Source organism: Saccharopolyspora hirsuta (assembly GCF_008630535.1).
In the GTDB taxonomy this organism is placed as follows: Bacteria; Actinomycetota; Actinomycetes; order Mycobacteriales; family Pseudonocardiaceae; genus Saccharopolyspora; species Saccharopolyspora hirsuta.
Window position 1 is genome coordinate 74554 of the sequence record NZ_VWPH01000006.1, and the last position, 10416, is coordinate 84969.

The 10416-nt window shown below is 70.4% G+C and carries 10 protein-coding genes; 9 read left to right on the top strand and 1 reads right to left on the bottom strand.

Annotation, left to right across the window (positions count from 1 at the left end; translation table 11 throughout):
* Positions 1 to 101 precede the first annotated feature (101 nt).
* A complete protein-coding gene (locus F1721_RS13670; protein WP_150067048.1) occupies positions 102 to 1403 on the top strand; it encodes an ISL3 family transposase in 1302 nt (433 codons plus the stop codon).
* A gap of 189 nt (positions 1404 to 1592) precedes the next feature.
* Here the strand turns inward: F1721_RS13670 and F1721_RS13675 are convergent, their stop codons facing one another.
* On the bottom strand, positions 1593 to 2453 hold the full coding sequence (locus F1721_RS13675; RefSeq protein ID WP_150067049.1) for an inositol monophosphatase family protein: 861 nt from the start codon (positions 2451 to 2453) through the stop codon (positions 1593 to 1595).
* Between the two features lie 224 nt (positions 2454 to 2677).
* Between F1721_RS13675 and F1721_RS13680 the strand changes: the two genes are divergently transcribed.
* The 8 genes from F1721_RS13680 (at position 2678) to nuoE (ending at position 10414) form a co-directional block, all read left to right on the top strand.
* Positions 2678 to 3802 (top strand): glycosyltransferase family 4 protein, encoded by a 1125-nt coding sequence (locus tag F1721_RS13680; protein ID WP_211840476.1) that lies wholly within the window; start codon positions 2678 to 2680, stop codon positions 3800 to 3802.
* A 43-nt stretch (positions 3803 to 3845) separates the two neighbouring features.
* The gene (locus F1721_RS13685) at positions 3846 to 4535 is read left to right on the top strand and encodes a demethylmenaquinone methyltransferase (RefSeq protein WP_150067050.1); all 690 of its coding nucleotides are present in this window, start codon (positions 3846 to 3848) and stop codon (positions 4533 to 4535) included.
* A gap of 386 nt (positions 4536 to 4921) precedes the next feature.
* Positions 4922 to 6220 carry a geranylgeranyl reductase family protein gene (locus F1721_RS13690; RefSeq protein ID WP_150067051.1) on the top strand — a complete coding sequence of 433 codons (1299 nt, stop codon included), beginning with the start codon at positions 4922 to 4924 and terminating at the stop codon, positions 6218 to 6220.
* 185 nt (positions 6221 to 6405) lie between these two features.
* Positions 6406 to 6771: an NADH-quinone oxidoreductase subunit A gene (locus F1721_RS13695; protein ID WP_150067052.1), complete on the top strand. Its 366-nt coding sequence runs from the start codon at positions 6406 to 6408 to the stop codon at positions 6769 to 6771.
* Positions 6772 to 6805: 34 nt separating this feature from the next.
* Positions 6806 to 7480, top strand: a complete 675-nt coding sequence (locus F1721_RS13700) for a NuoB/complex I 20 kDa subunit family protein (RefSeq protein ID WP_150067053.1) — start codon at positions 6806 to 6808, stop codon at positions 7478 to 7480.
* Between the two features lie 6 nt (positions 7481 to 7486).
* Positions 7487 to 8203 carry an NADH-quinone oxidoreductase subunit C gene (locus F1721_RS13705; RefSeq protein WP_150067054.1) on the top strand — a complete coding sequence of 239 codons (717 nt, stop codon included), beginning with the start codon at positions 7487 to 7489 and terminating at the stop codon, positions 8201 to 8203.
* Between the two features lie 100 nt (positions 8204 to 8303).
* Positions 8304 to 9644: an NADH-quinone oxidoreductase subunit D gene (locus F1721_RS13710; protein WP_150067055.1), complete on the top strand. Its 1341-nt coding sequence runs from the start codon at positions 8304 to 8306 to the stop codon at positions 9642 to 9644.
* Positions 9641 to 10414, top strand: coding sequence for an NADH-quinone oxidoreductase subunit NuoE (nuoE, locus tag F1721_RS13715; RefSeq protein WP_150067056.1), 774 nt, complete (start codon positions 9641 to 9643; stop codon positions 10412 to 10414). Before F1721_RS13710 ends, nuoE begins: the two co-directional genes overlap by 4 nt.
* Positions 10415 to 10416 lie beyond the last annotated feature (2 nt).

Here is a 10416-nt window from a genome sequence, read left to right on the forward strand (position 1 = left end):
TGGTGTGAGCTGCTGTTTTGGTCTTGGATGTGGGGGCACGCCGTTGCTGCGTCTAGATTTCTGGCTTGCGAAGGCTTGAAATCTAGGGACGGAGTAACGGCGTGCCGGAGTCCAGTTTATGGCGTGCTTTGTTGGGGGTCGACAGGCGCACGGTGATCGAGGATGTGGCTTTCGACGAGGCCGCGGAGCGCGTGGTGGTGCATGTGCGTCCTCGTAAGCGCATGCGTGCGGTGTGCGGGCGGTGTGGGCGCTGGTGCGGGCGGTATGACCGAGGTGCGGGACGGCGTCGGTGGCGGGCCCTGGATTTGGGGACTGTTCAGGTTCATCTTGAGGCCGCCGCGCCGCGGGTGCGCTGCCGGGAACACGGCCCGGCCGTGGCGCGGCTGCCGTGGGCCCGTCATGGCGCGGGGCACACCTACGCCTTTGATGACACGGTGGCGTGGTTGGCGGTGCGCACGTCGAAATCGGCGGTATGCCAGCTGATGCGGATCGCCTGGCGCACAGTCGGGGCGATCGTGGCGCGGGTGTGGGCTGACACCGAAACCCAGATCGACCGGTTCGCGGGGTTGCGGCGGATCGGGATCGATGAGATCTCCTACAAGAGACATCACCGGTATCTGACGGTGGTGGTCGATCACGACACCGGGCGGCTTGTCTGGGCCGTCCCAGGGCACGATTCGGCGACGCTGAACCGGTTCTTCGACGTTCTCGGGGACGGCCGGGCCGCCGAGATCACGCATGTCTCTGCTGATGCGGCAGCCTGGATCGCCGACACCGTGGCCCGCCGGGCACCGAACGCGATCCGCTGCGCCGACCCGTTCCACGTGGTGGCCTGGGCCACTGAGGCCCTGGATACCGAGCGGCGGCGGGCCTGGAACGACGCCCGCGCCCTAGCCCGCATCGAAGGCAAACGAGGTGCCGGGCGCCCTAGGGCCGATTCCCCGGCCCGCCCCGGGCACGAGACAACCAAGAAGCTCAAAGATTCCCGCTACGCGTTGTGGAAGAACCCCGAAGACCTCACCGGAAACCAGCAGGCCAAACTGGCCTGGATCGCCACAACCGACCGCCGCCTCTACCGCGCCTACCTGCTCAAAGAAGGACTCCGGCACGCCTTCAAGATCAAAGGCGAGGCCGGGAAACAAGCCCTGGACAAATGGATCGGCTGGGCACGACGCTGCCGCATCCCCGTCTTCGTCAAACTACAGAAACGCATCGTCAAACACCGCACCGCGATCAACGCCGCCCTCGAACACGGCCTGTCCCAAGGACTGACCGAGTCCATGAACACCAAAATCCGCCTCATGACCCGCATCGCCTTCGGATTCCGCAGCCCCCAAGCCCTCATCGCCCTAGCCATGCTCGCCCACGGCGGACACCCACCCACCCTCCCCAAACGCGCCTAACCCACCCACAGAAGAAGCAGAAGAGCCCAATTTCGATTGAAATTGCAACACCACGCAAAGCAACCCCCACCGCTTTGAACCCAAAATCAACCCCCCACGCAACGTCACCCCTCCTCGCAAGGCCGCCCCCGGTATCACCACCGATCCCCAGGTCCCCACCCCCAGGTCCCCCCAACCCCCGAACCCCGCTCAGCTGTGGGCCACCGCCTGGTACCACCAGTCGTGCACGTCGGCGGCGACGCCGGGGGCGGCCACCAGGAGTCCGTCCAGCGGCAGGGGGTTCGGTTCGCCGCGGCGGTCCAGGACGGTGGCACCGGCTTCGGTGGCCAGCGCGAGCGCCCCGGCGACGTCCCACTCCTGGTAGGAGTCCAGCACCGCGGCCACCGCGTGACCGAGCGCGACCTGGGTGATGGCCAGCGCCGGGGAACCCAGCAGCCGGACGCCAACCTGCGCGCTGGCCGCGTTGGTGATGAACCGGTCCATGCCCCGCCAGGGGCCGGTCCTGGTCAGCTCGGTGCACACGATCCCGCCGCGCGTCTCGCGCTGTTCGCCCAGCCGCACCGGGGTTCCGTTCGCCCGCATGCCGCGGCCGCGGGCGGCGGCGTAGATCTGCGTGCGGTAGGGGTCGGCGACCACCCCGACCACCGGGCCGTGCTCGTCGAGCATGGCCAGGCTGTAGGTGCACCAGGGCAGCCCGGCGACGTAGTTGGCGGTGCCGTCGACCGGGTCGACGGACCAGCGGAACTTGGCCGTCCCGGCGCGGGCCGCCCAGTGCTCGGCGACGGTGGTCGGGGCCGCGTCGAACTCCTCGCCGAACACCGGGATCCCGGGGAACTCGTCGGCCAGCACCCGCCGGGTGTGCCGCTCCAGGGTGCGCCCGGTGTCGGTGACCCAGTCGAACGGGGACTCGGTCGGGGCGGGCTGCGCCCCGCGCCCCGCCGTCGCGATGATCACGTCGGCGGCGTCGTTGGCGAGTCGCCCGGCGACTTCGAACGCTCGCGAGACCAGCGCCGGGTCGCTCTGCGCGGGCGGGGTAGGCAGGACCGTCATGCCGCCCCAGGTTCCGTGCGGCGGGTGACCGGGGCGCAACGCTCAGGTGACAGCTGGTGGAGAGGCAGATCACGATTGCGGGTGGCCGGATCCGCCGCCCGCGGGCACGTCCGGGACGCGGCTTCGCCGGTGACGGTCGCGGAAACGACTTCTTCGGTTGCCGTTGGCGGTGCCGTCACGTGGCGGTCGACTGCTCGCCGACCCGGGGCGCGACCGTGTTGCGCGTGCGCATAGCGATCGTGACCGAGAGCTTCCTGCCGCAGATCAACGGGGTGACGAATTCGGTGCTGCGAGTGCTGGAGCACTTGCGGCGCCGCGGGGATTCGGCGCTCGTCATCGCGCCCGGCGCGGGTCCGGAGGAGTACGCGGGGTTCCCGGTGATCCGGCTGCCCGCGGTGGACCTGCCGGTGGTGTCGTCGTTGCCGATCGGTTTTCCGACCCGCCGGTTGCTGCGCGGGTTGCAGGGCTTCCGGCCGGACGTCGTGCACCTCGCGTCGCCGTTCGTCGTCGGGGCGCGGGGGTTGGCGGCGGCCCGGCGGCTGGGGGTGCCGACGGTCGCGGTCTACCAGACCGACGTCGCGGGTTTCGCCGCGTCCTACGGGCTCGGGCTGACCGCGCGGGCGGCGTGGCGGTGGATCCGGCGCCTGCACGGCGCGGCCGACCGGACCCTGGCGCCGTCGACCTGGGCCGTGGAAACGTTGCGGGAGCACGGGATTCCGCGCGTGCACCGGTGGGGGCGGGGCGTGGACACGGCGCGCTTCTCGCCGCAGCAGCGGGATCCGGGCTTGCGGCGGGAGCTCGTCGCGGACGGCGAGCTGCTGGTCGGCTACGTCGGTCGGTTGGCCCCGGAGAAGCGCATCGAGCGGTTGTCGGCGCTGAGCGGGGTGCCGGGCGTGCGGGTGGTCGTCGTGGGCGACGGCCCGGACCGCGACCGGCTGGCCGAAGCGGTGCCGGACGCGGTGTTCCTCGGCCAGCGGACCGGCGACGAGCTGGCGCGCATCTACGCCAGCCTCGACGTGTTCGTGCACACCGGGCCGCACGAGACGTTCTGCCAGGCGGTGCAGGAGGCGATGGCCTCGGGCGTCCCGGTCGTCGCCCCGGACGCGGGCGGGCCGCGCGATCTGGTCGACCACGGCCGCACCGGCTACCTGCTCCCGGCCCACGACGCCGACCTCCACGCCGGGGCGCTGCGCGCCGCGGTCGAGCAGCTGCGCGACGCCGACCGCCGCCGGAGGTTCGGCGCGGCTGCCCGCGAGGCGGTCGCGGGGCGGACGTGGCCCGCGCTGTGCCAGCAGCTGATCGGGCACTACGACGCGGTCGCCTCGGGGGAGCAGCCGCTGGCCGCGTGAGGGCAGCGCCGGGCTCGTCCGGTTCGCCACGTACGCTGCGGGTGTGTCTCGGGCAGGTTTGGACAAGGACCCTCGCGAAGTCGCCGCGATGTTCGACGGTGTCGCGCGCCGGTACGACTTGACCAACACCGTGCTGTCCTTCGGCCAGGACCGGCGGTGGCGGGAGGTCACCAGGCGGGCGCTGGCGCCCAAGCGCGACGAGCGGGTGCTCGACCTGGCTGCGGGCAGCGGGGTGTCGACCGAGGAGTTCGCCCGGTCCGGCGCCTGGTGCGTCGCCGCCGACTTCTCGCTGGGCATGCTGTCGGTGGGCCGCCACCGCGGGGTCCCGATGGTCGCGGCGGACGCGCTCCGGCTGCCCTTCGCCGACGAGTCCTTCGACGCGGTGACGATCTCCTTCGGCCTGCGCAACCTGGTCGACACCGCGGCCGGGCTGCGGGAGATGCAGCGCGTGGTGCGCCCGGGCGGGCGGCTGGTGGTGTGCGAGTTCTCCACGCCGACCTGGCAGCCGTTCCGCACGATCTACCTGAACTACCTGATGCGCGCGCTGCCGCCGATCGCCCGCGCGGTCTCGTCGAACCCGGACGCCTACGTCTACCTGGCGGAGTCGATCCGCGAGTGGCCGGACCAGCGCGAGCTGGCGGAGCTGATCGCCGAGTCCGGTTGGACCGACGTCGCCTGGCGGAACCTGACCAGCGGCGTCGTCGCCATCCACCGCGCGGTCAAGCCCTCCTGACAGCACCCCCGTACCGCGCCGACCAGCGGAGCCGCGGTACCGATCAGGTTGGTTGTGCAACCGGTGTTCCGGATGTGGTTCCCGGTGCGGGAGGTGAGCCGCGGGCCGATCAACGAGGCCGCGGCGAAACCGACCAGCTGCCCTAGGCCGCCCTGGCGCGCCGCCGCCGACGTCGTCCGGTCCCCTGCGGCCCTGCCGCTTTCTGAGCCCGTCCGATGGCCGCCACCTGGGGCGATGGTCACTCGGGTGGCGTAGCGCGAGGGGTCGATCGCGGCGTTTGTCCGGCCTAAACTCGGAGTTAGTGAACTCGTTCACAAGCGGGTTCCCGGTGCGGTCCGCCGGGAGGGGAGGGCCGCACCGCGCACTGCACTAGCTCAAGGAGTGTCATGACCAGCGCCACCAGCCGCCGCCGACCGGACGACGACGCCGAGGTGATCGTCGTCGGGGCCGGGCCGGCCGGATCGACGGCTGCGACGTACCTGGCCCGGGCGGGCCTGGACGTCCTGCTTCTGGAGAAGAGCGTCTTCCCGCGCGAGAAGGTCTGCGGCGACGGCATCACCCCGCGAGGCGTCAAGCAGCTCATCGACCTCGGCATCGACACCCGCGAGGAAGCGGGCTGGCTGCACAACCGCGGCCTGCGCGTGGTCGGCGGTGGCGTGGAGATCGAGCTGGACTGGCCGAGCCTGGCCAGCTTCCCGCCGTACGGGGTGGTGCGGCCCCGCAACGACTTCGACGACCTGCTCGCCCGCAACGCGCAGCGGGCCGGGGCGCGGCTGCTGCAGCAGACGACCGTGACCGGCGCGGTCACCGACGAGCGGACCGGCCGGATCACCGGGGTGACCGCCAAGGCCGGGCCGGAGCGCACCCCGGTCACCTACCGGGCGCCGCTGGTGCTGGCCTGCGACGGGGTCTCCGCGCGGCTGGCGCTGTCGGTCGGCATCGAGAAGCGCGAGGACCGCCCGATGGGGGTGGCCGTGCGGCGCTACTACACCAGCCCCCGGACCAAGGACGACTTCCTGGAGTCCCACCTGGAGCTGTGGGACCGCTCGGACCCGGCCAGGCCGACGCTGCTGCCGGGCTACGGCTGGATCTTCGGCATGGGCGACGGGACGGTGAACGTCGGGCTGGGCATCCTGTCCACCTCCAAGGCCTACGGCAAGACCGACTACCGGCAGCTGCTGCGCTCCTGGCTGGACGGCACCCCGGAGGAGTGGGGCTTCCGCGAGGAGAACGCGACCGGCCGGGTCGGCGGCGCCGCGCTGCCGATGGGCTTCAACCGGACGCCGCACTACCGCAACGGGTTGCTGCTGGTCGGTGACGCGGGCGGGATGGTCAATCCGTTCAACGGCGAGGGCATCGCCTACGCGATGGAATCCGCCGCGCTGGCGGCCGAGTGCGCGGTGCACGCGCTGGCCCGGCCGACCGCGTTCTCCCGGGAGCAGGCGCTGCGCCGGTACCCGGCGGCGGTGCAGCAGGCGCTGGGCGGTTACTTCCGGCTGGGGAACATCTTCAGCAAGTTGATTGGCAATCCGGTGGTCATGCGGGCGGCCACGAAGCACGGTCTACCGAGGACCACGTTGATGCGTTTCGTGTTGAAGCTGCTGGCAAATCTCTACGACGCGAAGGACGGCGACGCGATGGACCGTGTGATCAACGCCACTACTCGCCTCACCCCTAGCGCCTGATGGCACAAGTCTGGTCAGATGTGCACGCAAGTGTGCGAGAGGTCATAAAGTTAGGTTCGCCTCACTACAGAGACGATACGTTCGACCGCATAGAGTGTGGACCAACGCCCGAGACGTGACCTGCGTCTCGGCGGGGGCCGACGATATGCCCCGCAGAACGCGGGGATGATCCGGAGGGCAGCGGAATGCTCGATCCCTACATCCCGCTCGTACTGATGTTCGCGCTGGCGCTCGGCTTCGCGCTCTTCTCCGTCGCGATCGCTCCGCTCGTCGGCCCCCGCCGCTACAACAAGGCGAAGCTGGACGCCTACGAGTGCGGCATCGAGCCCTCGCCGCAGCCGGTGATCGGCGGCGGCCGGATGCCGGTCGCCTACTACCTGACCGCGATGTTGTTCATCCTCTTCGACATCGAGATGGTCTTCCTCTACCCGTTCGCGATCTCCGCCGACGCCCTGGGCCTGTTCGGCGTCGTCGAGATCGTGCTCTTCATCGCCACCGTCGGCTTCGGCTACGTCTACGTCTGGCGCCGCGGCGGACTGGACTGGAACTAGGGAACTTCGCGCGGCGACTGGGAAGGAGTGCCAGGTGGGACTTGAGCAGCAGTTGCCCAACGGGATCCTGTTGGCCAACGTCGAGAAGCTCGTCAACTGGACGCGGAAGACCTCGATGTGGCCCGCGACGTTCGGGCTGGCCTGCTGCGCCATCGAGATGATGACGGTCGGCGGGTCCCGCTACGACATCGCCCGGTTCGGCATGGAGCGGTTCTCCGCCACCCCCCGGCAGGCCGACCTGATGATCGTGGCCGGTCGGGTCACCAACAAGATGGCGCCGGTGCTGCGGCAGATCTACGACCAGATGCCGGAGCCGCGCTGGGTGCTGGCGATGGGCGTGTGCGCCTCCAGCGGCGGCATGTTCAACAACTACGCCGTGGTGCAGGGCGTGGACCACGTGGTGCCGGTGGACATGTACCTGCCGGGGTGCCCGCCGCGGCCGGAGATGCTGCTGGACGCGATCCTCAAGCTGCACGCCAAGATCATGGACGAGCCGATCAACGCCAAGCGCGCGCAGCTGAAGCTGGAGAGCGGTGAGCGCACCCCGATGATCCCGTCCTCCGAGCGGTACGCGCCGAAGAACGAGGCGCAGCGGCGGCGCGTGGCGCGCAAGCAGGTCGCGCAGCGCCGGGAAATGGGCTCCGATCCGTCGCTGGGGGCGTTCGCGGATTCGCCGCAGCGGCCCCGCGAGCTCAAAGCGGGCAGGTGAGTTCGGTTGGCTGACAACGAATCCAAGCAGACCTGGGCGGTCGAACCGGCCCGGCCGCAGACCGGTCCGGTGGCCGGTCGCGCGCGGCGGGGCATGTTCGGCGTGCGCGGCACCGGGGACACCTCGGGCTACGGCGGGCTGCGGTTGCCCGCCTACGTGCCGCCCGCCGCGGAGCGCCCCTACGGCGGCTGGTTCGACGAGGTGGCCGACGCGCTGCTCGCCGGGCTCGGCGAGCGCGGGCTGCCCGCGGACACCGTGCAGCAGGTGACCGTCGACCGCGGGGAGATCACCTTCTACGTGCGCCGCGAGCACCTGCTGGAGGTCTGCCGGACGCTGCGCGACGACCCCGCGCTGCGGTTCGAGCTGTGCAGCTCGGTGTCGGGCGTGGACTACGGGCCGGAGGTGCCGCAGCGGCTGCACTCGGTCTACCACCTGACGTCGATGACCTACCGGCGGCGGATCCGCGTCGAGGTCGCGGTGGACGTCGAGGACCCGCACGTGCCGTCGGTGGTCGAGGTGTACCCGACCGCGGACTTCCAGGAGCGCGAGGCCTGGGACATGTTCGGGATCGTCTACGACGGGCACCCGGCGCTGACCCGGATCCTGATGCCGGACGACTGGGACGGCCACCCGCAGCGCAAGGACTACCCGCTGGGCGGCATCCCGGTGGAGTACAAGGGCGCCGAGATCCCGCCACCCGACCAGCGCAGGGCGTACTCGTGATGGCGACCAGGTTTTCCGCGACAGCAACGGGGATCAGCACTCCGGTCCCCGTTGAAATCGCGTTCCCGGAGGGCGGCGGCACCGCGGAGAGGTGTTGGAGATGAGTACCGAATCACTGGCCGGTACCGGGTTCGGCCCCGAGGCGGCCGAGGCGCGGGAGACGACGGAGGGCCGGGTCTACACCGTCACCGGTGGGGACTGGGACGAGTTCATCGACGAGACCGCCGGTGAAGAGCGCGTCGTCATCAACCTCGGCCCGCAGCACCCGTCGACGCACGGCGTGCTCCGGCTGGTGCTGGAGCTGGAGGGCGAGACCGTCACCAAGGCCCGCTCGGTGATCGGCTACCTGCACACCGGCATCGAGAAGAACACCGAGTACCGGACCTGGACCCAGGGCGTCACCTTCGTGACGCGGATGGACTACCTGGCGCCGCTGTACAACGAGGCCGCCTACTGCCTCGGGGTGGAGAAGCTGCTCGGCATCGAGGCGCCGCCGCGGGCCCAGACGTTCCGCGTGATGCTGATGGAGCTCAACCGGATCTCCTCGCACCTGGTGTTCCTGGCGACCGGCGCGATGGAGCTCGGCGCGACCACCGGCATGACCTTCGGCTTCCGCGAGCGCGAGGAGGTCCTGCACCTGCTGGAGTTCCTCACCGGCCTGCGGATGAACCACGCGTTCATCCGACCGGGCGGCACCGCGCAGGACCTGCCGGAGGGCTGGCAGCAGAAGGTGCTGTCGTTCATCGAGGTGATGGACTCCCGGCTGCCCTCCTACGACAAGCTGTTCACCGGCCAGCCGATCTGGAAGCAGCGGCTCAAGGACGTCGGCTACCTGCCGCTGGACGGCGCCCTGCAGCTGGGCGTCACCGGCCCGCTGCTGCGCTCCGCCGGACTGGCCTGGGACCTGCGCAAGATCCAGCCCTACTGCGGCTACGAGGACTACGAGTTCGAGGTGCCGACCAGTACCGACGCCGACTGCTACGCCCGGTACCTGCTGCGGCTGGAGGAGATCCACCAGTCGCTGAAGATCATCCGGCAGTGCGTGGACAAGATGGAACCCGGCTCGCACATGGTCGACGACCCCAAGATCGCGTGGCCGTCGAAGCTGAGCATCGGGCCGGACGGCATGGGCAACTCGCTGGAGCACGTCCGCAAGATCATGGGTCAGTCGATGGAATCGCTGATCCACCACTTCAAGCTGGTGACCGAGGGCTTCGACGTGCCCCCGGGCCAGGTGTACGCGCCGGTGGAGTCGCCGCGCGGCGAGCTCGGCGTGCACCTGGTCTCCGACGGCGGCACCCGGCCGATGCGGGTGCACGTCCGGGAACCCAGCTTCGTGAACCTGCAGGCGATGCCCGCGATGTGCGAAGGCGGACTGGTGGCCGACGTGATCGCGGCGGTCGCCTCCATCGACCCGGTGATGGGCGGGGTGGATCGATGACCGAGCAGTTCGAGTTCACCACCGACAAGAATCAAGAGGACCACGAGACGGTGTCTGATTCTGGTGACACGTCGGTGTTCGACGCGAAGACCCGCGACGAGGCGCAGCAGATCATCGCGCGGTACCCGGAACCCCGGTCGGCGCTGCTGCCGATGCTGCACCTGGTGCAGTCGGTGCAGGGGCACGTCAGCGCGGCGGGGATCCAGTTCTGCGCCGAGCAGCTGGCGCTGTCCACCGCCGAGGTCAGCGCGGTCGCGACGTTCTACACCATGTACAAGCGCAAGCCCTGCGGCCAGCACCTGGTGAGCGTGTGCACCAACACGCTGTGCGCGGCGCTGGGCGGCGATGCGATCTACCGCAAGCTCAGCGACCACCTGGGCGTCGGGCACGACGAGACCGCGGGCACGCCGGGCGAGGAGGGCTCGATCACCCTCGAGCACGCCGAGTGCCTGGCGGCCTGCGACCTGGCCCCGGTGCTGCAGGTGAACTACGAGTACTACGACAACCAGACGCCGGAGCAGGCGCTGGAGCTGGTGAAGGCGTTGCAGCGCGGGGAGAAACCGGCCCCGACGCGCGGTCCGGCCTTGTCCGACTTCCGCGGTGCGGAGCGTCAGCTGGCCGGGTTCTTCGACGACCTCGAGTCCACTGTGGCGGGTCCGTCGGCGGCGGTCGAGACGCTGCGCGGCGCGCAGCTGGCCAACGAGCGCGGCTGGACCGCGCCGAGCATGCCCGACGACGTGGAACTGCCGCCGGTGCCGGAGAAGAAGTGAGG

Coding starts and splice junctions, on each gene's coding strand:
- F1721_RS13675 (WP_150067049.1), bottom strand. CDS start 2,453: ATGACGGTCCTGCCTACCCCGCCCGCGCAGAGCGACCCGGCGCTGGTC.
- F1721_RS13690 (WP_150067051.1), top strand. CDS start 4,922: ATGACCAGCGCCACCAGCCGCCGCCGACCGGACGACGACGCCGAGGTG.
- F1721_RS13695 (WP_150067052.1), top strand. CDS start 6,406: ATGCTCGATCCCTACATCCCGCTCGTACTGATGTTCGCGCTGGCGCTC.
- F1721_RS13710 (WP_150067055.1), top strand. CDS start 8,304: ATGAGTACCGAATCACTGGCCGGTACCGGGTTCGGCCCCGAGGCGGCC.
- nuoE (WP_150067056.1), top strand. CDS start 9,641: ATGACCGAGCAGTTCGAGTTCACCACCGACAAGAATCAAGAGGACCAC.